This is a genomic window from Staphylococcus sp. NWU MK-U1, assembly GCF_033283505.1.
In the GTDB taxonomy this organism is placed as follows: domain Bacteria; phylum Bacillota; class Bacilli; order Staphylococcales; family Staphylococcaceae; genus Staphylococcus; species Staphylococcus haemolyticus.
This window is the reverse complement of record NZ_JAVSMG010000005.1, coordinates 154,360-178,140: the sequence shown is the minus strand read 5'-3', so window position 1 is coordinate 178,140 and position 23,781 is coordinate 154,360. Positions and strand designations below refer to the sequence as shown.

Annotated in this window: 22 protein-coding genes; 14 read left to right on the top strand and 8 right to left on the bottom strand. The window is 31.8% G+C overall.

Annotation, left to right across the window (positions count from 1 at the left end):
• Positions 1 to 46 precede the first annotated feature (46 nt).
• Positions 47 to 421: a DUF1722 domain-containing protein gene (locus SBL16_RS09000; RefSeq protein WP_107612040.1), complete on the bottom strand. Its 375-nt coding sequence runs from the start codon at positions 419 to 421 to the stop codon at positions 47 to 49.
• Between the two features lie 180 nt (positions 422 to 601).
• Here SBL16_RS09000 and SBL16_RS08995 point away from each other — a divergent pair, with 180 nt between their 5' ends.
• Positions 602 to 2,044, top strand: coding sequence for a sucrose-specific PTS transporter subunit IIBC (locus tag SBL16_RS08995; protein WP_107612041.1), 1,443 nt, complete (start codon positions 602 to 604; stop codon positions 2,042 to 2,044).
• Between the two features lie 60 nt (positions 2,045 to 2,104).
• Here the strand turns inward: SBL16_RS08995 and SBL16_RS08990 are convergent, their stop codons facing one another.
• Positions 2,105 to 3,046 carry a magnesium transporter CorA family protein gene (locus SBL16_RS08990; protein WP_037535792.1) on the bottom strand — a complete coding sequence of 314 codons (942 nt, stop codon included), beginning with the start codon at positions 3,044 to 3,046 and terminating at the stop codon, positions 2,105 to 2,107.
• Between the two features lie 31 nt (positions 3,047 to 3,077).
• Complete coding sequence (locus tag SBL16_RS08985) at positions 3,078 to 3,692, bottom strand: TetR/AcrR family transcriptional regulator (RefSeq protein ID WP_107612042.1); 615 nt, start codon at positions 3,690 to 3,692, stop codon at positions 3,078 to 3,080.
• Between the two features lie 165 nt (positions 3,693 to 3,857).
• On the opposite strand from SBL16_RS08985, the gene SBL16_RS08980 reads away from it, so the two are divergent.
• The 8 genes from SBL16_RS08980 (at position 3,858) to SBL16_RS08945 (ending at position 11,586) form a co-directional block, all read left to right on the top strand.
• On the top strand, positions 3,858 to 5,135 hold the full coding sequence (locus tag SBL16_RS08980) for a YhgE/Pip domain-containing protein (protein WP_107612043.1): 1,278 nt from the start codon (positions 3,858 to 3,860) through the stop codon (positions 5,133 to 5,135).
• Between the two features lie 157 nt (positions 5,136 to 5,292).
• Positions 5,293 to 5,721 carry a MarR family winged helix-turn-helix transcriptional regulator gene (locus tag SBL16_RS08975; RefSeq protein WP_037535798.1) on the top strand — a complete coding sequence of 143 codons (429 nt, stop codon included), beginning with the start codon at positions 5,293 to 5,295 and terminating at the stop codon, positions 5,719 to 5,721.
• Between the two features lie 113 nt (positions 5,722 to 5,834).
• Positions 5,835 to 7,193 carry an MATE family efflux transporter gene (locus tag SBL16_RS08970; RefSeq protein WP_107612044.1) on the top strand — a complete coding sequence of 453 codons (1,359 nt, stop codon included), beginning with the start codon at positions 5,835 to 5,837 and terminating at the stop codon, positions 7,191 to 7,193.
• 244 nt (positions 7,194 to 7,437) lie between these two features.
• Positions 7,438 to 8,685, top strand: coding sequence for a copper resistance CopC family protein (locus SBL16_RS08965; protein WP_107612045.1), 1,248 nt, complete (start codon positions 7,438 to 7,440; stop codon positions 8,683 to 8,685).
• Between the two features lie 13 nt (positions 8,686 to 8,698).
• Positions 8,699 to 9,310, top strand: a complete 612-nt coding sequence (locus SBL16_RS08960; protein WP_317953762.1) for a YcnI family protein — start codon at positions 8,699 to 8,701, stop codon at positions 9,308 to 9,310.
• A 204-nt stretch (positions 9,311 to 9,514) separates the two neighbouring features.
• The gene (locus SBL16_RS08955) at positions 9,515 to 9,931 is read left to right on the top strand and encodes a DUF2871 domain-containing protein (protein ID WP_037535805.1); all 417 of its coding nucleotides are present in this window, start codon (positions 9,515 to 9,517) and stop codon (positions 9,929 to 9,931) included.
• A gap of 196 nt (positions 9,932 to 10,127) precedes the next feature.
• Entirely contained in the window at positions 10,128 to 11,159 is a 1,032-nt protein-coding gene (locus SBL16_RS08950; protein WP_037535806.1) for an NAD(P)/FAD-dependent oxidoreductase, read from the top strand.
• A 25-nt stretch (positions 11,160 to 11,184) separates the two neighbouring features.
• A complete protein-coding gene (locus SBL16_RS08945) occupies positions 11,185 to 11,586 on the top strand; it encodes a GNAT family N-acetyltransferase (RefSeq protein WP_053016581.1) in 402 nt (133 codons plus the stop codon).
• Positions 11,587 to 11,693: 107 nt separating this feature from the next.
• On the opposite strand, the gene SBL16_RS08940 is transcribed toward SBL16_RS08945, so the two are convergent.
• Positions 11,694 to 12,689 (bottom strand): acryloyl-CoA reductase, encoded by a 996-nt coding sequence (locus SBL16_RS08940; RefSeq protein ID WP_107612046.1) that lies wholly within the window; start codon positions 12,687 to 12,689, stop codon positions 11,694 to 11,696.
• A 346-nt stretch (positions 12,690 to 13,035) separates the two neighbouring features.
• Between SBL16_RS08940 and efeO the strand changes: the two genes are divergently transcribed.
• The 3 genes from efeO to SBL16_RS08925 are packed head-to-tail and all read left to right on the top strand — an operon-like array spanning position 13,036 to position 16,848.
• Positions 13,036 to 13,899 carry an iron uptake system protein EfeO gene (gene efeO / locus SBL16_RS08935; protein WP_107612047.1) on the top strand — a complete coding sequence of 288 codons (864 nt, stop codon included), beginning with the start codon at positions 13,036 to 13,038 and terminating at the stop codon, positions 13,897 to 13,899.
• Complete coding sequence (gene efeB, locus SBL16_RS08930; protein WP_107612048.1) at positions 13,896 to 15,122, top strand: iron uptake transporter deferrochelatase/peroxidase subunit; 1,227 nt, start codon at positions 13,896 to 13,898, stop codon at positions 15,120 to 15,122. The genes efeO and efeB overlap by 4 nt, the downstream gene beginning before the upstream one ends.
• Positions 15,103 to 16,848, top strand: coding sequence for an FTR1 family protein (locus SBL16_RS08925; RefSeq protein WP_317953755.1), 1,746 nt, complete (start codon positions 15,103 to 15,105; stop codon positions 16,846 to 16,848). Before efeB ends, SBL16_RS08925 begins: the two co-directional genes overlap by 20 nt.
• 68 nt (positions 16,849 to 16,916) lie before the next feature.
• Here SBL16_RS08925 and tatC read toward each other — a convergent pair whose 3' ends face one another.
• Positions 16,917 to 17,663 (bottom strand): twin-arginine translocase subunit TatC, encoded by a 747-nt coding sequence (gene tatC / locus SBL16_RS08920; protein ID WP_053016589.1) that lies wholly within the window; start codon positions 17,661 to 17,663, stop codon positions 16,917 to 16,919.
• On the bottom strand, positions 17,614 to 17,844 hold the full coding sequence (locus SBL16_RS08915; RefSeq protein ID WP_370444502.1) for a twin-arginine translocase TatA/TatE family subunit: 231 nt from the start codon (positions 17,842 to 17,844) through the stop codon (positions 17,614 to 17,616). The genes tatC and SBL16_RS08915 overlap by 50 nt, the downstream gene beginning before the upstream one ends.
• 166 nt (positions 17,845 to 18,010) lie before the next feature.
• On the opposite strand from SBL16_RS08915, the gene SBL16_RS08910 reads away from it, so the two are divergent.
• Entirely contained in the window at positions 18,011 to 18,526 is a 516-nt protein-coding gene (locus SBL16_RS08910) for a GNAT family N-acetyltransferase (RefSeq protein WP_107612050.1), read from the top strand.
• 176 nt (positions 18,527 to 18,702) lie between these two features.
• Here SBL16_RS08910 and SBL16_RS08905 read toward each other — a convergent pair whose 3' ends face one another.
• Entirely contained in the window at positions 18,703 to 20,391 is a 1,689-nt protein-coding gene (locus tag SBL16_RS08905) for a CDP-glycerol glycerophosphotransferase family protein (RefSeq protein WP_107612051.1), read from the bottom strand.
• Between the two features lie 377 nt (positions 20,392 to 20,768).
• On the opposite strand from SBL16_RS08905, the gene SBL16_RS08900 reads away from it, so the two are divergent.
• Entirely contained in the window at positions 20,769 to 22,367 is a 1,599-nt protein-coding gene (locus SBL16_RS08900) for an L-lactate permease (RefSeq protein ID WP_107612052.1), read from the top strand.
• A gap of 129 nt (positions 22,368 to 22,496) precedes the next feature.
• Here SBL16_RS08900 and SBL16_RS08895 read toward each other — a convergent pair whose 3' ends face one another.
• Positions 22,497 to 23,648 (bottom strand): glycosyltransferase family 4 protein, encoded by a 1,152-nt coding sequence (locus tag SBL16_RS08895; RefSeq protein WP_107612053.1) that lies wholly within the window; start codon positions 23,646 to 23,648, stop codon positions 22,497 to 22,499.
• Positions 23,649 to 23,781: the final 133 nt, after the last annotated feature.

Sequence of the window (23,781 nt, the reverse complement as noted above, 5' to 3'; positions counted from 1 at the left end):
GCTACTTATTTCCGTGCCAATAAAATTTTTCATACCTTAAGTATTCTCATTGGAAATTAAGCAGGGTACTTTTTTGAAGGTAAGAAACTTCATATTTGTCGGCTAAGTATTTTATAAAAATCAGCAATTCATTACTTTGAACTTTATCTTGTTTGAAATCAGTTTTTAATTGAGCTGATTTGTTTTTTTCCATTTCATTAGCTTTGTGTTTAAAGTATCCCCACATATGATCGTATGCATTCATTATTGAACCATTGGATGGAGTCGTTTGGAGTGCTTCATTAATAGCTAGTTGAACTTCATTTAAAGTTGGAGATTGCTTAAGTAATTCACGAATATAATTATAATCCTGTTGACTATGGTACAAGACATTATATTTTTCTTCTCTCCATAACTTTTCAATATAGCCACGTTCTTTCATCAAATACCGCCTCGCTCACTTATTTTGTAAGTTTTAATATGTTCTTCCCAGAAACTTAGATTACAAATCTAAAATATGAATAATTGGTGAAGATAAAAAAGGTTATTGCGTTATTTTTTGGAACCGGTTACAATAAAATTAATAAATAGAACCGGTTCCATTCAATAGGAGGGAAATTTAATGAACTATAAAAAGTCGGCTGAAGAAATTCTTGAAGCTGTAGGTGGGGAAGATAATTTAGATGCTATGGCCCATTGCGCCACAAGATTGAGACTCGTACTTAATGATGAAAGTAAAGTAGATGAGGACACTTTATCGAAGATGGACGTTGTTAAAGGTACATTCTCAACTGGCGGTCAATATCAAATCATTATTGGTTCAGGTACAGTCAATAAAGTATTTAATGAACTTGAAAAAATAACAGGGAAAGAGGCTTCTACAACAGCGGATGTTAAAGATAAATCCGCTCGAAACATGAATCCATTACAACGATTCGTTAAGATGCTTTCAGATATATTTGTTCCTATTATTCCAGCCATTGTTGCTGGTGGGTTATTAATGGGGATTAATAATATTTTAACTGCGCCAGATCTCTTTTATGATAATAAATCTTTAATAGATGTTCATAGTCAGTTTGCTGGATTAGCAGATATGATTAACATCTTTGCAAATGCACCATTTACGTTATTACCAATATTAATTGGATTTAGTGCAGCGAAACGATTTGGAGGTAATCCATTCTTAGGTGCAGCTTTAGGAATGATTTTAGTACATCCATCATTAATGAGCGCATACGATTTTCCTAAGGCTGTAGAAGCGGGTAAAGCAATTCCACATTGGGACTTATTTGGTTTACATATTAATCAAGTAGGTTATCAAGGACAAGTGTTACCAATGTTGGTGGCAGCATATATTTTAGCAACTATTGAAAAGTGGTTACGTAAGGTTATTCCAACTGTATTAGATAATTTATTAACACCATTATTATCTATTTTAGTTACGGCATTTCTAACATTTTTATTTGTAGGACCATTAACAAGACAGCTTGGTTATTGGTTATCAGACGGATTAACATGGTTATATGAATTTGGTGGTGCAATTGGTGGGTTTATCTTCGGTTTATTCTATGCGCCGATTGTTATAACAGGTATGCACCATAGCTTTATCGCTGTTGAAACAACATTAATCGCTGATCAAGCAAAAACGGGAGGTTCATTTATCTTCCCAATTGCAACAATGTCTAACGTAGCACAAGGTGGTGCAGCATTAGCAGCATTTATCATCATTAAAAATAACAAAAAATTAAAAGGTGTTGCATCTGCAGCTGGTGTATCAGCGCTATTAGGTATTACTGAACCAGCAATGTTTGGTGTAAATCTTAAATTAAGATATCCATTTATAGGTGCAATCATTGGTTCAGCTATTGGATCAGCTTATATCTCATTCTTTAAAGTTAAAGCCATCTCTTTAGGTACAGCTGGGCTACCAGGATTTATTTCTATTAATCCAGCACATGCTGGGTGGTTGCATTACTTTATTGGCATGCTCATTGCTTTTATTGTCTCTGTAGCTATTACTTTAATTTTATCTCGACGCAAAGCTTATCAAGCAGCAGCTGAATAAACGAAATAAAGTCGACATTCTGATTTATGCAGAATGTCGACTTTTTTGTATAATTAGCAGTTATAATTTTTGTTTTCGCCATAAGAAGATACTTACTATAGTCACAAGAACGAGTGAAATTCCTACAATGAAGAGCCACGATGAATAACTCTTTTCATCGAGTGGAAGCGGTACGTTCATACCGAAGAAACTAAACACAAGTGTTGGTAATGTGAGTAATACTGTAAATAATGTAAGTGTCTTCATAATATTATTCATTTCATTAGATAATAATGAAGAATACGAAGTTGTAATACTCTCTAAAATGCCAGTATATAATTCTGTCGTTTCAATCGCTTGGTTATTTTCAATCACTAAATCTTCTAATAAATCTTCATCTTCTTCAAAACGTTTTATGGCAGGTAAACGGAATAATTTTTTAATAATTGTATCGTTACCTTTTAATGCAGCTAGAAAATATACCAAACTTTTTTCAACTTCCATTAATTTGTAAAGCTGTTTATTGGTAATATTATTTTTTAGTTCTCGTTCGATGCGGATTCGTGATTTATTTAAAAGTCTTAAATTTCTGTTGTAGTGGTTTGAAATAGTTAATAAAATATCTAGAGCAAAACGACTATGAAAATTTAAATTAACATCATCTTGTCGTGCATAATTCTCTAAGAATTCATTTTCAGCATCACAGATTGTCAAAATAAGTCCTTTTCCGATAACAATTCCTAATGGGATTGTAACGAAAGATAAGACGCGACGATGCGTAGAACTTACAATAGGTAAGTCGATGATGATAAGGGAATAGCCTGTATCGTCATCATATTCAATACGTGCGCTTTCATCAGCATCTAATGGATCTCGAATAAAGTCCTCGGGCAAATTATAGGTTTCAATTAATTGTTCAATTTCTTCTCGTTCAGGTTCTACAACATTAATCCATGATGCAGAGTGATCTAAAGTCGTTTCAACGATGTCATTGTTAGTTGAATGTTTATATGCAGTTAGCATGGCTAATGATTCCTTTCATATTCATTTAGTCTCAGTTGGATTGGGTACGTTCATAATGATTTTGAATCATAATACGTAATGGGCCATTATAAATAATATTAAAAATATGTTTTGTTAAATCATTTACAGAAATACGATTATCGTCTTGTACCCAATATTTGATGATTGAAATAGTAGCACCTGAAACATAACTATGAAAATACATTTCAGGAATACCATCTATCTCATGTTCAATACTAATATATTTTTGCAGATTTTCTTTAATTAAGGAATGAACTTTTTCTTCAAGTCTACTTTTACGTTCTAATTGAAGAATCGTATGGTAAAAGTCCATATTATCGGAGATATGTTGTAATACTTTGGTCAAAATATTATTAATAAAATCATCAGCTGTATTTTCTGGTGTACTAGTGTCGAGTTGATTAAATTGAGTTGATGACCAAATTTGTGAAATGTATTCATCTTCCATATCAGTTAATAACATGTATTTATCTTCATAATGTAAATAAAATGTACCACGATTAATATCTGCTTGATTTGAAATATCTTGAACAGTGATTTTGTCGAGGTCTTTCTTTTTTAAAAGGTCTGTAAATGCACGTTTAATAGCTGATTTTGTCTTTCTTATTCTCCTGTCTTCCTTCATTAAATATCGACCTCCTAATAGTAAATAGACAAAAATCTACAATCTGTTCAATAACGTACGGTATTTGAATAATTGATTATTGTTTATTTTTGACTATCTCATTATAATTTACAAGGTATTAAATATTCAACACATTGTTCAATAAATTTTAGGAGGTTAGATTTCATGAATATTTTTAAAAGCAAACTATTATGGCTTGCACCTATTGCAGCGATATTATTATTAGTTATATTCTCTTTGGCTTTTTATCCAGCGTTTAATCCAAAACCAAAGCAATTGCTAATAGCCGTTGTAAACAATGATAAAGGTGTAGACATTCAAGGTAATAAAGTAAATATCGGGAAAAAAATTGAAGATAAATTAATGGATAGTGATTCTGATACTGTTAAGTGGGTTAAAGTTGATAAAGAATCAGATATTAAAAAAGGTCTTAAAGATGAAAAATACTATGGGGTAGCTATTTTTAACAAAGACTTTTCAAAAAATGCAATGAGTAAAACACAAAAAGTAGTAATGGATAGTAAAAAAGCAGAAATGAAAGAAAAAGTTGAATCAGGCGAAATTCCAGCCGCAGCTGTTCAACAAATGCAGAAAAAAATGGGCAATCAAAAAGTTGATGTAAAACAAGCGACATTTAAAACAATTGTAAATAAAGGTGCAAGTATGCAAGCAGCTACCATTACTGGTAACGTACTTGATGGAATGGGAGATAATTTAAATAAACAAATTACTTCTCAAAGTCTTAGCACATTAGAAAAGCAAGACGTTAAAGTGAGTGCCTCAGATATTAAAGGCATTACAAATCCTGTTAAAGTTGATAATAAAGAAATTCATAAAGTAAAAGATCATCAAGGTGGCGGTAACGCACCATTCTTAATGTTTATGCCAGTATGGATGGGATCACTTGTAGCATCAGTATTATTATTCTTTGCTTTCAGAACAAGTAATAACTTCAAACTTCAACACAGAGTTATCGCTTCATTAGGCCAAATGTTATTAGCAGTTATTACAGCATTTGCTGGAAGTTTCGCGTATGTCTACTTCATGCATGGTGTATTAGGATTTGATTTCAATAATACTAATAGAGTAGCACTCTTCTTAGCTATATCAATCCTTGGATTTATTGGATTAATTCTAGGCATCATGGTGTGGTTAGGCATGAAAGCAATTCCAATCTTTGTTATTTTAATGTTCTTTAGCATGCAATTAGTAACATTACCAAAACAAATGCTTCCTAAAGGCTATCAAGGTTGGGTTTATGACTTTGATCCATTTACTCACTATACAAATACACTTAGAGAAATTATCTACATGGGTAGTCACATTGAAATGAATTCAACTATATGGATGATGATTGGCTTTATTATATTTGGCGCAATATCTAGTTTAACTGCAGCTATTGTAAGAAAACATAGTAATAAACGTACTGAAATTCCATCATAAGAATTTAATTTTATCCCTCGATTTAGCAGATTGCTATTAAATCGGGGGTTTTATTTTAATAAAAAAATCAGAAAATTTAAACTTTAATATATCGATTGACTATTATTAAAATCGGAGTATTATATTCGTTAGACATCTAACGAAATGGAGTGAGACCATGGATGCAACGTATCAATATTTAGTCAGAATGTTAGCGCATGAGATGAAACATTATGCTGACCGTAAACTAGATGAGTACAACGTTACACAAGAACAAAGTCATACGTTAGGTTACATGTACAGGCACAAAGATCGAGGCATTACACAAAATGAATTATTAAAGACATTTAAAAGAAAGGGATCAACAGTAAGTTCAACATTGAAGGGTTTAGAAAATAAAGGACTTATTTATAGAATGGTTGACCCTGACGACTCCAGACGTAAAAATTTAAAACTAACTCAAGAAGGTATGCAACTTGTTGAATCTTTTGTAAGTATCTTCGATGATATAGAAGCTATTCTTGTTAAAGATTTTAATGAGAGTGAGAAGCAACAACTTAAGGACTTATTTGAACGCATGTTGAATAATATTAAGACAGAAAAGTAATTATTATGGCTAGCTGTAATTTAAACCAAGTTGTGAAATTCAGCTAGCAAAATTTTTAAACTAATAGTTAGATATCTAATTATTAGATGTCTAACATAAAGGAGATTATGGAAATGAAAGACGAACAATTATTTTACTTTGAGAAATCATCAATATTTAAAGCTATGATGCATTTCTCATTACCGATGATGATAGGATCACTACTCAGTGTCATTTACGGAATCTTAAATGTATATTTTATTGGTTTCCTAGATAATAGTCATATGATTTCAGCTATTTCTTTAACATTACCTATATTTGCAGTATTGATGGCGTTTGGTAATTTATTCGGTGTTGGTGGTGGAACTTATATTTCTAGATTGCTAGGTGCGAAGGACTACACTAAAAGTCATTATGTAAGTAGTTTTTCAATATATAGTAGTCTAGTATTGGGACTTATTATTGCTGTTGTAACCTTACCATTTACAGATCAAGTAGCTAGTATTCTAGGTGCAAGTGGTGAAACGTTAAACTATACGAGTGATTATTTGAAAATTGAATTCTTAAGTACACCGTTCGTTATTCTATTCTTCGTTTTAGAGCAGTTTGCTAGAGCCATTGGTAAACCGATTATTTCTATGATAGGAATGCTTTCAAGCGTTGGTATAAACATCATTTTAGATCCTATTTTAATTTTTGGTTTGCACTTAGATGTTGTAGGTGCAGCATTAGGTACTGCAATTTCAAATACTGTTGCGGCGTTATTTTTCATTGTTTACTTTTCTAGAAAAAATGAGACCTTATCATTTAATATCAAACATGCCAAAACAACTAAAGCAATGATGCAAGAAATTTTTAAAATTGGAATTCCAGCTTTCTTGATGGTAGTTCTAATGGGAGTAACTGGTTTAGTCGTTAATTTATTCTTAGCAACATATGGTAACTATGCGATAGCAAGTTACGGCATCTCATTTAGACTTGTTCAATTCCCAGAACTAATCATAATGGGACTTTCAGAAGGTGTTGTACCTCTAATTGCGTATAATTTCGTATCTAATAAAACAAGAATGAAAGATACCATTAAAGTGGTCATCGTGTCTATTGCTGTTATATTTGCAGTTTGCATGGCTGTCGTTCTTGTAGCCGGACATTCAATTGTTCATTTATTTAGTACGGATCCTCAAATTGTTACTCTAGCTACATTTATTTTAAAAGTGACTATGACATCATTACTTTTAAATGGCATTGGATTTTTATTTACTGGCATGTTGCAAGCTACTGGACAGGGTCGTGGGGCTACAATAATGGCCATCGCACAAGGAACAGTTATTATTCCAGTTCTATTTGTCTTAAATAGCTTATTTGGCTTAAGTGGTGTCATTTGGTCATTATTAATAGCTGAAACAGTATGTGCATTTTTAGCTATGTTTATTGTGTATTCACTAAGAAATCGATTAACAGTTGATAAAGCATCTTTAATTGAAGCGGAATAACATAGTATAGTGGTTTTAGCACGAAAAAATACTGGCTAAATGAATTGAAACCGGCAATAGCACTAATAATAAGTTGTTTATAATCTATAATTTTATAAAATGGGTGAGCGAGGCGATGAAATGATTTCGATTTCAGTCTCGCTTTTATTTTTGGATAAAAAGTGACAAATTAGAATAATTATTGTTAAATAGCACGCATTATTTTATCATAAGTAAATGAGCAAAATTTTATGGGAGGACGTCAATGGTGAATTTACAGCGAAGTTCTAAAGTAGCTTTGGCATTGATAATGATGTTTTTATTATTGTTAATTCCAACTCTTCATAATGTCGCATCTGCGCATGCAACTTTGGAAAAAACTACACCACCACAAAATGGGGTTATATCGAAAGCGCCTAATACGATAGAGTTAACGTTTAATGAACCCGTTAACGCTGAATACTCAGGTATTACAATATATAATGATAAAGGGGATAAAGTAGGGGATATTGATCCTACAACAACCGGACATTCAAAGACACTTACATTTCCTACTGATAAAGTTCAACAAGGGACACAGCAATTAGAATGGCATACAGTTTCTGCTGACGGTCATGAGATTAGTGATCGTTTTGAGTTTTCAGTAGGTAAGAAGACAGCTAACGGTATTGATACATCTCCAGCATTTTACGAAAAACCTAATTTCTGGTTTGGGTTATTCAGATACATAGCTGAAGGTGCAACGATAATTCTTGTAGGTCTATATTGGTTAAATGGTATTGCACGACGTAATAACCTATCTACATTCGATGTATTTCCTAGACATATTGCAGTGTCCTTAATAATGATGATGGCATACTTGATGTCACTTGTACTTTATTTAATGACATTGTCTTCGGATGTATTAGATGCAATACTATCTCTTGAGCCTAGTGCAATAACACAATTCCCTTACATATTAAGTGCCATTGCTTTAATTGTATTAAGTGGTTTATTCGTCTTAAGAAACATGGAGAAATCATGGTACTGGATTGTATCTATTGCAATGATTCTAGCAATGAGTATGTCAGGGCATGTATGGTCACAAAGCGTACCATTATGGTCTATCATACTAAGAACACTACATTTAATAGGTATTAGTTTATGGTTAGGTGCATTAAGCTATTTATTGATTTCAGTATTTACACGTAAAAAAGATGCCGTAGATTTATTGCGAGAAATATTATTCAAAGTTAATGCTGCAGCGGTAGCAATAATCATTATTTCAGGTGTATTAATGTCTATTGATCAAACGAAGATTTTGTCAATTTGGACAAATATGCAAACTTGGACGGTATTCTTATTGATTAAAGTTTTTGGTACTTTAATGATGATGTTATTGGGATTATTGCAAACAACACGTGCACTCAATAAACGTAATAGAGTAAATAAATCTTCATTAATTATAGAAGTCTTAATTGGTATATTACTTATTTTAGTCGGAGTAATTATGAGCCAAATCAGTATTCCATAAAAGGAGAAAAAAGATGATAAAAAAATTATTAGCGACAAGTTTCATACTCTTTTTTACATTAGGTTTCTTTAAAGTAGCAGATGCGCATGTTACTTTAAACCCAAAAGCAGTTGACCCAGAATCTTATGAAAAAGTAGATGTTAGAGTTCCTGTAGAACAAAAAGATCATACTGAAAAAGTAGAATTAGAAGTACCAAAAGAAGTTCAAGTTGTTAATATACAACCAGTAGAGGGCTATAAGTATAAGTTAGATAAAGATAAAAAAGGTAACATTACTAAAATTATTTGGACTGCTAAAGGTAAAGGCATTGGGCCAGATGAATTTATGGATTTTCCTATTGTTGTAGCCAGCCCTAAAGATGAAGGTAAGTATGCATTTAAAGCAATTCAAACCTATGATAACGATGATAAAGTTAAATGGACTGGAAAAGAAAATAGCGAACACCCAGCACCAACGTTAGAAGTTAAAAAGAATGCTAATGCAGTAGATGTAAAAGATGAAAAATCAAAAGATACTCCTAGTGAACAAACATCTTCAGGTGGCTCAATTGCTTTATGGATTGTGTCAATCATCGCAATTATATTATCATTAGTCGCATTATTTAAACATTCAAGAAATAAATAATGTAACGAGTGAGGCTAGGACCAAGTCTCTTTGTAAATAGGCATAACTTATTAAACTGAGTTGAATTGTATATCAAGTTTGACTCAGTTAAAATCCCTCACTCTCATAATTCGATTTATTAACAAGTGACTCAATATTACAAATATTGTCACTGTAAAGTTGATGATAATAAATTATAATATTAATGTGAGGGAGGCATTGTTTATGCGACGATTATTATATGCATTTTTGGTCTATATGATCTTGGGACTTTTCAGCGGGTTCTACTATAGAGAATTGACAAAAGCACATCATTTTACGGGTGATACACAATTATCTATTGTACATACGCATACACTGATTTTAGGTATGTTTATGTTTTTAATACTGATACCATTAGAAAAGGTATTTAAATTAAGTAGTTACTATTTATTTAACTGGTTCTTCATCGTTTATAACATTAGTGTTTTGGCAACCATTGGTATGATGGTAACGAAAGGAACATTCCAAGTATTAGGGAAAAGCTTTTCTCCAGAAGCATTTGCTGGATTTGCAGGTATTGGTCATACAGGAATGCTAGCAGGATTATTATTGTTATTTTTCTTAATTCGACAAGCAGCACTCAAAGAACCAAGAGATTAATTGATTTGAAGTTAGACTTTTCATTTTTAATAGCACAATCGTGTTATTGATGAAAAGTCTTTTTTTTAGCTAATAAAGTAGAATTGCAATTAAGATATGATTTTCTTCAATAATATATGCACATATAGTATAATTAAGGCAAAATAATGATAATAATTATCATTCGAAACGGGACATAATCTTGGGAGGATTTACAATGCAAGATGTAACTATAATTGGTGGTGGACCTGCTGGATTATTTGCGAGTTTCTATGCTGGTTTACGAGGAATGTCTGTGAGAATCATTGACGTACAAGATAAATTAGGTGGAAAAATGCAAATCTATCCAGAAAAGATTATTTGGGATATTGGTGGTGTAGCGCCTAAACCATGTAATGAAATCATTAAAGATATGATTAACCAAGGCTTACATTTCAACCCTAAAGTTAATTTAAACGAACGTGTAACAGATATACGCAAAATAGAAGAAAGACATTTCGAAGTAGAAACAGATAGCGGAAAAATTTATGAGTCAAAAGCTGTAATATTTGCTGTAGGCGGAGGGATTATTAATCCTAAGCCTCTTCAAATTAAAGATGCAGAGCGTTATCGTTTAACAAATTTACATTATGTTGTGCAATCTTTCTCAAAATTTAAGGGAAAAGATATTCTAATTTCTGGTGGGGGTAACACTGCTTTAGATTGGGCAAGAGATTTAGCTAATATTGCAAATTCGATTACACTTGTTTATAGAAAATCAGACATTAAAGGCTATGAAGCAATGATAAGTGTACTTAAAGCGTTAAATGTGAACCTGTTGCCTAAAACACAAATTAAAGAGTTAATAGGTGACAATAAATGTGAATGTATTAAAGAAGTAAAACTTGAAAATATTGAGACTGGAGAAGTTACGACACAAGCGTTTGATGATGTTATTGTTAGTCATGGTTTTGATCATGAGAATCCACTACTTAAAGACTGTACATCTAAACTTGATTTATACGATGAATATCGCGTTAAAGGCTTTGGCAACACGACAACAAATATTCCTGGCATCTTTGCTTGTGGGGATATTGTACATCATGATGCTAAAGTACACCTCATTGCTAGCGCGTTTAGTGATGCTGGAAATGCAGCAAACTTAGCTAAAACTTACATTGATCCTGATGCATACAAAGAAGGATATGTTTCAAGTCACAATGATGTATTCAAAGAATCAAATAAAAAAGTTATTAATCAATATATATAAGATTATATTAAGGGGATAGAAAATAATGATTAGATATTCTAATGAGCCACCAGAGGTTCAAGCGTATTGTGACTTAAGAGTTAAGGCAGGAATGAGCCCTAAATCAGTAGCTGCAGCTCGAAACGGTTTACCAAATGGCTGTTTCAATATTACGATTTATGAAGATCAACAATTGATTGGAATGGGCAGAGTTATAGGTGATGGTGGAACGGCATTTCAAATTGTAGATATAGCCGTTGATCCAGATTATCAAGGACAGGGCTATGGTAGGGTTATTTTGGAAAAAATAATGGCATATATTAATTCCGTAGCTGAAAAGGGAACTTATGTTAGTTTGATAGCAGACTATCCAGCTGATAAACTATACGAAAAATTTGGATTCAAGACTACTGAGCCAAAATCAGGTGGCATGTATATCGTGTTTTAATTATAAAAACCACTAGGACAAATCGAAATCATAGAAAAACATGTATTTATATTGTTTCATTCTATGATATTGAGACTGGATTGTCCTAGTGGTTTTTTTCGATTTAACTATGCATCAAAATCAATAATAATACGACCGAAATTATCGTGGTTTAAAACAGTTGAAATCGCATCTGGTAATTCTGAAAATGAAATGACTTTTTTAATATCATGAAGTTTGTCAGATTTTAAGTCAGTTGCTAAACGTCTCCAAACACGCTCACGTAATTTCATTGGTGTGAATACAGAATCTATACCAACTAGACTTACGCCTCTTAAAATAAATGGATAGACAGTTGTATCAAAAGAAACACCACCTGTTAAGCCAATTAGCGCGACACCACCATTATTATCTATACGATTAGTGACATAAGGTGTTCCATTTCCTCCAATAGGGTCAATGGCAGCTTGCCAAGTTCTTGAACCTAATGGCTTTTCATCATTATCTGTAATACGATTAATAATTTCATTCGCCCCTAAAGCTTCAAGTTTGTCACCGGCATATTTGTTTCCTGTACTAGCAACTACTTTATATCCTAAATTAGAAAGCATTAGCACTGCCAATGCACCTACACCACCAGATGCGCCACGTACAAGAACTTTGCCACCTTCCAGTGTCATGAAACCAGCTTTTTCCAATTTTTCAATAGCTAAACCGGCTGTATAGCCTGCTGTACCATAAATCATAGCTTCTTCTAAAGTCATATTATCAGGTAATTTAACTACCCAATCGGAATTTACACGTGCGTATTCACTAAATCCTCCATAATGACTTACACCCATATCATAACTTGTTACAATGACTTCTTCACCTTCATTAATTGTTGGATCTTCTGATTTAACAACGGTACCAGCTAAATCTATACCAGGAACCATAGGATAAGATTTAAGGATTTGATTATTATCCGTTGTAGCTAATGCGTCTTTATAATTAATACCTGAATAATGAACTTTGATTAAGACTTCACCTTCAGGTAAATCATCAGTAGTTAACTGAGTAAAGTCACTATTAACGCTTCCATCGTTGTTTTTATCCACTAAAAAAGCTTTAAATTGATTACTCATATTATGTGACTCCTTTATATATTGTATTAGTGGTTATTTTATACCCTTAATAAACCAGTTGTATGCTTCAAAGCCTTATAAATAAAAGGTAAATTAAAAGTCTCTGAGCTTCAAAAAATAAAAAAATTTTTATTTAAAAATGTATTTGAATTGTTATTGACACTTTATTGGGCTAAATCTATAATAAATTTGATAATGATTATCAATTGAAAAATTAAAAGTGTTTATATGAATATAAAAGACGACATAACAACGATATTAAGTTGGTGTTAAATATTATGTATACATAATTACACGATTCATCTTCAAATGATAATCTTCTAAACTATATTGAGGTGAATACATAATGAAAAAATTACCAACTATTTTATTAGCATCTTCTTTACTTTTAGCGGCTTGTGGCAACAATAGTCATAGTGACGATAATAGTAATAAAGATAAGCAATCGCAGAGTAGTAAAGGGGAAAACAAAGCAGCATTACAAAAAGCAACTAAAGAATATGAAAAGTATACTGATGGTCAACTTGATAAATTCTTGGATGGAACTGAAAAATTTGTTGCAGCTATAAAAGCTGATGATATGGATAAAGCGAAAGAATTATATCCTAAAGTACGTATGTATTATGAAAGATCAGAACCTGTTGCGGAAGCTTTTGGTGATTTAGATCCTAAGATTGATGCTCGTTTAGCAGATATGAAAGAAGAGAAAAAAGAAGATCAATGGACAGGTTATCATAAGATCGAGAAATCACTTTATCAAGATAATAAAATAGATGCAACAACTAAAAAAGATGCAGACCAATTATTAAAAGATGCTAAAGAATTAGATGCGAAAGCAGATACTTTAGATATAACTCCTAAATTAATGTTACAAGGATCAGTTGATTTATTAAATGAAGTTTCAACATCTAAAATTACAGGTGAAGAAGAGATTTATTCACATACAGACTTATACGATTTTAAAGCTAATATCGAAGGTGCACAAAAAATCTACGAATTGTTTAAACCTGAGTTAAATAAAAAAGATAAAAAATTAAGTGCTGATATTCAAAAGAACTTTGATAAAGTTAACCAACTATTAGACAAGTATAAAGACGGTGATGGCTTCAAAGATTATAGTGCAGTTACTAAAGAAGATAGAAAAGCTCTATCAGATGCAGTGAATTCACTTGGTGAACCACTAAGTAAAATGGCTGTGGTTACAGAATGAGTAAAATAGATCATAATCAAAGTGACCAAGTATCTCGTCGCTCTTTTCTAAAAATGTTAGGAATAGGTGGCGCTGGTGTGGTTATCGGTGCTAGCGGGGCAGGCAGTATTTTTTCATTTAAATCGATGTTCGATACACCTGAGAATGAAGATAAAGATGCATTTGAGTTTTATGGACGTGTACAAGCAGGTATTACAACACCGACACAAAAAAATTGTAACTTCGTTGCATTAGAGTTAAAGACTAAAGATAAACAAGCGATTAAAGACATGTTTAAGAAGTGGACGCAAATGTCAGTCAATATGACCGATGGTGCACCTGCTGAAAAAGATAGTCAAAATGAATTATTACCCCCTGTGGATACTGGAGAATCAATCGGATTAGGTGCTAGTAAATTAACATTGACATACGGTATTAGTAAATCATTTTTGAAAAAGATTGGTATGTCATCAAAAATCCCATCTGGATTTAAAGATTTACCACATTTTCCTAATGACCAACTAGATGATGAATACAGTGATGGAGATATTATGATTCAAGCTTGTTCAAATGATCCACAAGTAACATTCCATGCGATTCACAACTTAATTCGTCCATTTAGAGATGTTGTTAAAATGAAATGGTCACAAAATGGTTTTGTCTCTGGCAAACTAGAAGAAACGCCTAGAAATTTAATGGCATTTAAAGATGGTACAGTTAATCCTCGTAAAAATGACGAGCTTAAAAAGTATGTCTTCATTGACGACGGTTGGGCTAAAAATGGAACGTATTGCATTATTCGACGCATTCAAATTCATATAGAAACATGGGACCGTACATCATTAGAAGAGCAAGAAGCTACTTTCGGACGTAAACGAGCATCCGGAGCACCATTAACCGGTAAAAAAGAATTCGACAATATAGATTTAGACGCTAAAGATAGCAGTGGTCAATATGTTATCGATCCAAACGCGCATGCGCGACTAGCACGTGAAGTGAAAACATCAATCAAACGACGTGCATATAATTATAATGATGGAACAAATGCCAAAACGGGTGCGTTGGAAACAGGATTAATGTTTATTTGTTTCCAAAAATCAACACAACAATTTATTGATATTCAAAATAATTTAGGACACAGTGATAAGTTAAATGAATATATTACGCATCGAGGTTCTGCATCCTTCCTTGTGTTACCAGGTGTAAAAAAGGGAGGCTATATCGGTGAAACCTTATTTAACTAAATTAGTCGTTGCGATAGTCCTTATTCTAACGGTTATTAGAATTGTCCCAGCACATCAAGTGAGTGCTGCAGATGATAGCAAAATAAGTGATGTGTATATAGCGATAACTGATGCAAAATCAACTATAGAAGATAAAGATAAAAGTAAAAAAGAAAAGCAAAGTGCACTTGCTGATATTAAAGAAAAAGTAAAATCTTTAAATATTAAAGATAACAAAGAAGGTAAAGACGTAAAGTCAAAACTTGAAGCGGTAGATAAAGCCTCTTCAATGAATGCTAAAGCTGATAAATTATCACAATTAACTAAATCATTAATCGCTTATGAAGATGCAGTTTCTACCAAAGATATCAGTGGTGAGATTAAAACATTGAAGCAACAAGTTGCTGCAAAAGATGATCCTATTAAAAAAGCAATCAAAAGTAAAAATGAGTCAGAGCTACAATCAATTAACAATAGTTTAAATCAAATTTGGACGACTCATGAAACAGCCATAAGAAACTATGATGAAGGTAAATATGGACAAATTGAAGTTAACTTAATGCAACTACGTGTTGCTATCCAAAAAGAACCTTTAGATACTAAGAAAGTAGACAATGCCTGGACAACCTTCAAATCAAGTATTGATACGGTCGATCAAAAACAATCCAGCTCAGATAATGGTAAATATAAAGTAACGCAACTAAATGATGAGTTGGATAAAGCGATTAAAGGGATAGAAGATAATAATTTAGATCAAACTGATGCGGCATTATCTAAATTTGTTCAAATTTGGCCATATGTTGAAGGGAAAATTCAAACAAAAAACGGTTCATTATATACTACAATTGAAGATAAAATACCGTATTATCAAAGTATTCTAGACCAGAATAACAAAGATCGCGTTAAAGACGGATTAAAAGACATCAACAATGATATCAAAGACACTGTTGGTCAAGACGGTTACACATTTGTAGATGTTATGATTATCTTTTTACGTGAAGGTTTAGAGGTATTGTTGGTCATTATGACATTAACTACAATGACACGTAATGTTAAAGATAATAAAGGTACAGCTAGTGTTATAGGTGGTTCAATATTAGGCTTAATACTAAGTATTACGTTAGCAGTTGTATTCATACAAACGCTAGGTAATAATGGATTACTACGAGAAGGAATGGAAGCTACACTAGGAATAATTGCAGTGGTTCTAATGTATATCGTTGGTATTTGGATGCATAGACGATCAAGTGCTAAACGTTGGAATGATATGATTCAAAATATGTATCAAAACGCTATTAGTAACGGTAATCTAGTATTGTTAGGTACAATTGGATTAATTTCTGTTTTACGTGAAGGTGTAGAAGTGATTATTTTCTACATGGGTATGATAGGAAGTATTACAACAATGGACTTCGTAATTGGTATTGCTTTAGCGATTATAATTTTAATTATCTTCGCATTATTATTTAGATTCATAGTGAAACTTATTCCAATTTATTACATCTTTAGAGTCCTTTCAATTTTAATTTTTATTATGGCATTCAAAATGCTTGGTGTAAGTATTCAAAAACTACAATTGTTAGGCACACTTCTACAGCATGGTATTGAAGGTTTACCTACAATTGGTTTTTTAGGATTTTATCCTAATATTGAATCAATAGTAGCTCAATTAATATATATAGTGTTTATTGTGTTCTTCATTTTAAAAAATCGCCAAAACAAACAAAAGAATACTAATCTAAACTAATTATCATGAATAGTAAAATAAAACCTCGAGACTTGTGGGAATAACAAGTACTCGAGGTTTATTAGATATTATGATCGTTGTGTAATTCTTGCGATAAACATACTGAATTCAAATAAAATAATCAAAGGCAATGTTAATAATAAATTCAAAGTAATATCTGGTGGTGCAATAATACTCGCCACTACAAAACAACCAAAATAAATATACTTACGATAGTGTTTAAGTTCATTAACATCGATTAAGTCAAATTTAGCTAGCCCCATAAATAATGTTGGGAGTTGAAAAAGAACACCAAAAATTAGCAACCATCGTATTAACTCATGCAAATAGGCTTTAAAACCAATAACAGGCTCAATACTTAAAACTTCAGATAATGTTAAAGAGAAATTTATAATTAATGGAAATCCTATAAAAAACGCAAATGCAACTCCAATTATAAATAACAGTGCACACCATAAGCTATATTTAATAATAAATCCCCGTTCATTAACATGGAGGCCAGGTGCAATAAAAGCCCATAATTGGTAAAACACAATAGGTATAATTAAACACAACGCTACAAAGAAGATAATCATAATGTAAATCTGAATCATTTCAGTAAATGAAAATGCATGTAGTGTTACATGTGCACGTTTAATATAGTGTATAAATGGTTTCATCCACCAATGTGATGATACATATACGATTATCGTTGCAACAATAAAAGCGATGAACACTTTGACGAGACGCGATCGTAGTTCATCAAAGTGTCCTAGAAGTGTATTACTATTTAATGTGTTCTCGTTGTTGTTTTGACTCTTTACTGGGAGTATCATGACTTTCATCTGTATCTATATTTTCTGCTGCAGATTTAAATTCTTTCAAAGTACTACCAATTGCTCGGCCAAATTGTGGTAATTTTTTAGGTCCGAAAATTATTAATGCAATTATGCTAATAACGACTAAACTTGTCGGTCCTGTAATTCCTAATACAAACATATTGATAACCTCACTCATTATTGTTAATAATATCATCTATACTTTATACTTATTGATAAATATTATCAATAGAAATTTGCTCTGTTCACAAATAAAACGAATTTAATGCATAGTGGCATGTTAATAGGGAATAAGTTACAAAATAAAAAATGAATAATGAGCGGTATTTTAGGAGGTTAGAATGATGAGTGAAAATATAACAATGATTGAAAATAGCGATGTGAGTGACTTACGTCAAATTTCTGAGACAACGTTTTATGACACATTTGAAGGAGAATATTCAGATGAGGATTTTAATCAATTTTTCAAAGAAAGCTATAATGAAAAAGTGTTGTTAAATGAATTAAATAATCCTAATTCATTTCATTATTTTTACAAGGTGAATGATCAAATTGCAGGGTATTTAAAACTTAATGTCGGTAATGCTCAAACTGAACCTAAAGGTGAAGATTATTTGGAGATTCAAAGAATTTATTTCTACAAGACCTATCAAGGTGGGGGAAGAGGACAAAAGTTTATTCAATTGGCTCTTGATAAAGCGAAGGAACTAAATAAAAATAAAGTTTGGTTAAGTGTATGGGAACATAATCAACAGGCATTATCATTCTATAAGAAGCACGGCTTTGAAGTCACAGGACAACATGAATTTATAACAGGTGAAGTCGTCGATATAGATTTAATAATGGAAAGAGAAGTTTAGCTATAGAACGAATAAAGTTTGGTGCTAATAAAATAGGGGAGTTGGGGTTCGGGGCTCAATCCCCTGGCAAGGTTGATTAGAATTAAAATAATTTTTACAAGTGCGTTTTTTAATTCAGTCAACTATTGCCAATATATATGTAGCCTGAGACATTGAATTATGTCCCAGGCTATATATTATTTATTATTGATAATATCTCGCATAAGTTGAGTTAGTCTTTTTAGTGAGGTGTTATTACGGTTCACGAGTGGATGATTAGAAATATCAGTCAATGTATGATGGATTAAGTTATTGTGTAATAAATCTTCATCTGTATACCAAACTTTAGATAAACTTTCCATAACATCATCATAAACACCACGCTCTTGTTGATAAGCCGCATGATTTGGTGTATAGAGACATACTTTTTTGCCAATAGTTAAAGCATCAAAGATAATTGAAGAATAATCGGTAATTACGACATCAGATATTAATAATAAATCTTGCGTTTCAATATGATTTGGTGCTTCAATTGCACCTTCTGGAAGTGTCATGTCATCCTCTATATGGCCTTTGAAAATGACGTGATATTCTTCTATTAATTCTGGTGAAATCGACATCAATTCAGTTGAATCTTTTGTCGCATGCCATGTTGGTGCATACAATAATATTGGCTTTGTTCGATCAACATTTAATGCATCTTTAATTTTCTTCTGATGATTTTTATCATTCTGATAATGTAGTAAATAGCTAATTCTTGGATAACCATAAGGTATCATTTGAGTATGTTGATTAGGAAATGCCGTTTCAAATAAGCCTGTAGCTGCCTCGGAATCTGTTAAAAGGTAGTCTTGTTTTAGCCATTTATTATATTTACGGGCCTTATAATTGTAGATATTTTTATTTTGGTCTGGTTCTTTGCTATCTAAGAAGAGCTTTTTGATTGGTGTTCCATGCCACAATTGAATAACTGTACCATTTGGTTTAAACTCATCAGGAATATAACTTTCAATGACTACAATTTTGGCAGTTTCTATTAATTCTTTATTATTTTCTGCATCAGTAGGTAAAAAGTATGGTCCACGTCTATCGTTAGTAATGAAATAAGCTTCAGTGGTAGGATTTCTCTTCACAAAATAATTGAATAAATATTTAGAGTTACCTCTATAACCATAATCAAATCCTAAAAACACAACATGATTTTTAACTTTTGAAGGATCTTTATCATATACATAGCTTAGATTACGATGCTTTTTTAATGCATGATTTTGCATCTTTCTATAAATCCATTTGGGTAATTTAAATTTCGTAGTGATAAGCCAACTATCTACAAAGCGCATTTCATCTTCTTTACCAGGATATTTGAATTTACTGTAAGGTATAGAGTGACCATGAATGTATGCCAATTTGTTCAAATCAAAATGATTTATTTTTTTAATATCGAATGTATCTAATGATGCCCAAAAAGCATGGCTAGTGCGACATTCATTGATGAAATCAAAAACGACGTGATTGTCTATATCAATTTCGTCTTTTAAAACAGAAATAACGGCTAAATCCATAATAGATTGAATATCATACTTAGATAAATGTAATAAAGCACGTTCAATATTAAAAATAATATTAGGATAGTGGTTAATATTTTTCATCCATGATAAAAATGTTAATGTATCCTCACCAAAATAACGACAGTCATTTAAATATAAACCATTTAAAGTATAATCTACTGCTATTGAATTATGTGTTAAGTCTATAGCTTCCAACATATCATGATTGATTTTAATATCATTTGAATAAGGAATGAAATGTGAAAAACCAGCTGATTTGGCTTTGTTTAATTGTAATGCAAGATGGCGCATGTTAGAAATATTTATTTGTTTAATCATCATACATTGTCCTTTAACTCTTAAATTTCTTAAATATATTTTACCATGTGACTAAAAAAAATTCATATTTACAAAAATTACATCATTATATAATTGAAATGTTTGGAAATTTTCGTTGAAAAATAGTGGGATTTTATTTTGTTGAAAATTTAACAAAAATTTTATAAAAAGTACTATATAGTATTGTCATTTAAGTAGAAAGATGGTATATTTTTATTGTGAAAAAGTTCACAAGATATAAATTTGTGAAATCTAGCATTATTAACTTGTCGACAAACTAATAAACAATATAACAATTAGAAGTACGCTCAAACTTCAATTGTCAATATCGCTAGAGTGATCATTAATACAAACTAAAGGAAAGAAGAGTCAGAATTATGTTAGTTCAAACATTTAATCCATTTGATAATTTGGTATTATCTAGTTTAATAGCCGCAGTACCTATTATTCTATTCTTATTATGCTTAACCGTTTTTAAAATGAAAGGTATCTATGCAGCTATCACAACGTTAGTTGTTACATTACTTATTGCTATCCCGTTCTTTAAATTACCACTTGGCATTGCAACAGGTGGTGTTGTAGAAGGATTCTATCAAGGTATTATTCCGATTGGTTATATTGTCATGATGGCAGTATTACTTTATAAAATCACTCAAGAATCTGGTCAATTTAATACGATTCAAGACAGTATTACAAGTATTTCACAAGACCAACGTATACAATTATTACTTATTGGTTTCTCATTTAATGCATTTTTAGAAGGTGCTGCTGGTTTTGGTGTACCGATTGCAATTTGTGCGTTATTACTTGCTCAATTAGGTTTTAGACCTTTACAAGCTGCAATGTTATGCTTAGTAGCAAATGCTGCTTCAGGTGCTTTTGGTGCTATAGGAATTCCAGTAGGTGTTGTAGATACACTACACTTACCAGGTGGCGTTCACGCAATGGGCGTATCTCAAACATCTACATTAACATTAGCAATTATTAACTTCTTTATACCATTTTTACTTATCTTTATCATTGATGGTTTAAAAGGTGTAAAAGAAACATTACCTGCTATCTTAGTTGTATCTGTTACGTATACAGTATTACAAGGTTTACTAACAGTATTTAACGGACCTGAATTAGCTGACATTATCCCACCATTAGTAACTATGGGAGCTTTAGCTTTATTCTCTAGAAAATTCCAACCAAAACATATTTTCAGAGTACAGAAAGATGTGGAACCTGAACCGGCAAAACATCACAATGCAAAAGAAATTATCTATGCATGGAGTCCATTTGTTATATTAACAGTTGTAGTTATGATTTGGAGCGCACCATTCTTTAAAAACTTATTCTTACCAAATGGTAAATTATCTTCATTAGTGCTTAACTTTAATTTACCAGGTACTTTCAGTGAAGTCGCTCATAAACCAATTATGTTAAGTTTCAATTTTATTGGTCAAACTGGTACAGCGATTTTAATTACAATTATTACAGTATTAATGGCTAAGAAAGTAAGTTTCGGAGATGCAGGACGTTTATTCGGTGTAACTTTTAAAGAACTATGGTTACCAGTATTAACAATTTGTTTCATCTTAGCAATCTCTAAAATCACTACATATGGTGGTTTAAGTGCAGCAATGGGTCAAGGTATTGCTAAAGCTGGAAACGTGTTCCCAGTGTTATCACCAATCTTAGGTTGGATTGGCGTATTTATGACAGGATCAGTTGTTAATAACAACTCATTATTTGCACCAATTCAAGCTTCAGTTGCACAACAAATTGGAACAAGTGGTTCATTACTAGTAGCTTCAAACACAGTGGGTGGTGTAGCAGCGAAATTAATTTCACCTCAATCAATAGCAATTGCGACTGCTGCTGTTAAAGAAGTAGGTAAAGAATCAGAATTACTTAAAATGACATTACGTTACAGTGTTGGATTACTAATCTTCATCTGTATTTGGACATTTATCTTATCTCTAATTCTGTAATTAATATACAATATTATTCTAAGATATAATTATTTCAAAAATAGCCCGTAAATGAATTGTAAAAATTCGTTTACGGGCTTTTTGAATATTCATAGAAGTCCCCACAAATAAACATAATTATAAGTAGAATTAAACGTTATTAATTGCGGTCATAAATTTTTCATAAACCGTATTAGGCGTATATTGTTTCAAAGTAACATGTCCTTCATTGATCATCTGACTAGCTTCATCGACGTGGTTCATAGCGATGTCTATATATTTTGCTAAAGAACCAGCATCACCATAATTGGCTAAATAGCCATTGGAATTATGATTAATAATGCTAGCAGGTCCAAGTGTATCTTTAAAGCTGATAACAATATTATCTTGAGCCATAGCTTCTAATAAAACCATACCAAAGCCTTCATTTCTCGACGGTACCACAGTAATTTTACTGTTAGATAATTTGGTATTAAGTTGTTGAGTTGCAGGATAGATAGTAATTAAATCATTTAATTGATGCTGATCAATCAATTGTTGCAAATGTCCACGCTCTTGACCATCACCGTATATTTCTACTTTAAAATTCAATCGCTTAAGGTCATTTTGAATACGGCGAACACTTTCTATTAAAATATCAAACCCTTTTTCAAATTCTAATCTACCTGCACTAATAATGATATTTTCTTTCTTAGTAGCATGTTTTACTGGATTGATGATATTTGGAATTGTATAAACAGGTGTGTCGATTTGTTGCTCGTAATTCAGTTGATCTTGTTGAGTTAGCGTTGTGACTATATCTATGTTGCGATAGGCAGTGAGTATATCTTGTTGATAATTTTCCGGATGTGCATGTAGGTTCATATGCTCCATTCCCACAGTTATGACATTGTTTGAATGATACTTTGAAATTAAAATATTAAAGCTCGCTCTAGTACCTACAAGTACATCTGTATCAACTTTTTTAATTGCTTTAATCATTTTATGTTCTACATACTTGGAAAATTGATTTAACCCCGGCTCAAACTGATTTATTTCTTTTGGTTTCAATAGTGAAGTATATTTATTTAAACGATTCATCATTATTGCTTTAGTGTTCTGAGGTTTTAAACGGTAGTCTACTAATGTCTTTATTTTTATTTTGTCATTTATTTCAAAGTAAGGCTCGTCTTGAGCTCGAAACACAGAAATAATTTCTATGTGATGTCCTTTGTCGGCAAGTGTATTAGCTAATTCAGAAACTGCTTTAACTGTTCCACCTAATGCATAAATATTATGCATGAAAAATGTGAATGATTTCATAGTTACACCTCAAATAATTCATAATAGAAAATTATAGCATTTCTGAGATGTGTCTAATAGTAATAGCCAATGCTAACTAAGATAATGTACGTCTATCCTTTATTCTCGATAAAAGATGAAAACTTTATGTAAA

What these genes read in the sequence shown, in the direction of transcription:
- SBL16_RS09000 (WP_107612040.1), bottom strand. Translation starts at nt 421, where the DNA reads ATGAAAGAACGTGGCTATATTGAAAAGTTATGGAGAGAAGAAAAATAT.
- SBL16_RS08995 (WP_107612041.1), top strand. Translation starts at nt 602, where the DNA reads ATGAACTATAAAAAGTCGGCTGAAGAAATTCTTGAAGCTGTAGGTGGG.
- SBL16_RS08990 (WP_037535792.1), bottom strand. Translation starts at nt 3,046, where the DNA reads ATGCTAACTGCATATAAACATTCAACTAACAATGACATCGTTGAAACG.
- SBL16_RS08985 (WP_107612042.1), bottom strand. Translation starts at nt 3,692, where the DNA reads ATGAAGGAAGACAGGAGAATAAGAAAGACAAAATCAGCTATTAAACGT.
- SBL16_RS08980 (WP_107612043.1), top strand. Translation starts at nt 3,858, where the DNA reads ATGAATATTTTTAAAAGCAAACTATTATGGCTTGCACCTATTGCAGCG.
- SBL16_RS08975 (WP_037535798.1), top strand. Translation starts at nt 5,293, where the DNA reads ATGGATGCAACGTATCAATATTTAGTCAGAATGTTAGCGCATGAGATG.
- SBL16_RS08970 (WP_107612044.1), top strand. Translation starts at nt 5,835, where the DNA reads ATGAAAGACGAACAATTATTTTACTTTGAGAAATCATCAATATTTAAA.
- SBL16_RS08965 (WP_107612045.1), top strand. Translation starts at nt 7,438, where the DNA reads ATGGTGAATTTACAGCGAAGTTCTAAAGTAGCTTTGGCATTGATAATG.
- SBL16_RS08960 (WP_317953762.1), top strand. Translation starts at nt 8,699, where the DNA reads ATGATAAAAAAATTATTAGCGACAAGTTTCATACTCTTTTTTACATTA.
- SBL16_RS08955 (WP_037535805.1), top strand. Translation starts at nt 9,515, where the DNA reads ATGCGACGATTATTATATGCATTTTTGGTCTATATGATCTTGGGACTT.
- SBL16_RS08950 (WP_037535806.1), top strand. Translation starts at nt 10,128, where the DNA reads ATGCAAGATGTAACTATAATTGGTGGTGGACCTGCTGGATTATTTGCG.
- SBL16_RS08945 (WP_053016581.1), top strand. Translation starts at nt 11,185, where the DNA reads ATGATTAGATATTCTAATGAGCCACCAGAGGTTCAAGCGTATTGTGAC.
- SBL16_RS08940 (WP_107612046.1), bottom strand. Translation starts at nt 12,689, where the DNA reads ATGAGTAATCAATTTAAAGCTTTTTTAGTGGATAAAAACAACGATGGA.
- efeO (WP_107612047.1), top strand. Translation starts at nt 13,036, where the DNA reads ATGAAAAAATTACCAACTATTTTATTAGCATCTTCTTTACTTTTAGCG.
- efeB (WP_107612048.1), top strand. Translation starts at nt 13,896, where the DNA reads ATGAGTAAAATAGATCATAATCAAAGTGACCAAGTATCTCGTCGCTCT.
- tatC (WP_053016589.1), bottom strand. Translation starts at nt 17,663, where the DNA reads ATGATACTCCCAGTAAAGAGTCAAAACAACAACGAGAACACATTAAAT.
- SBL16_RS08915 (WP_370444502.1), bottom strand. Translation starts at nt 17,844, where the DNA reads ATGAGTGAGGTTATCAATATGTTTGTATTAGGAATTACAGGACCGACA.
- SBL16_RS08910 (WP_107612050.1), top strand. Translation starts at nt 18,011, where the DNA reads ATGAGTGAAAATATAACAATGATTGAAAATAGCGATGTGAGTGACTTA.
- SBL16_RS08905 (WP_107612051.1), bottom strand. Translation starts at nt 20,391, where the DNA reads ATGATTAAACAAATAAATATTTCTAACATGCGCCATCTTGCATTACAA.
- SBL16_RS08900 (WP_107612052.1), top strand. Translation starts at nt 20,769, where the DNA reads ATGTTAGTTCAAACATTTAATCCATTTGATAATTTGGTATTATCTAGT.
- SBL16_RS08895 (WP_107612053.1), bottom strand. Translation starts at nt 23,648, where the DNA reads ATGAAATCATTCACATTTTTCATGCATAATATTTATGCATTAGGTGGA.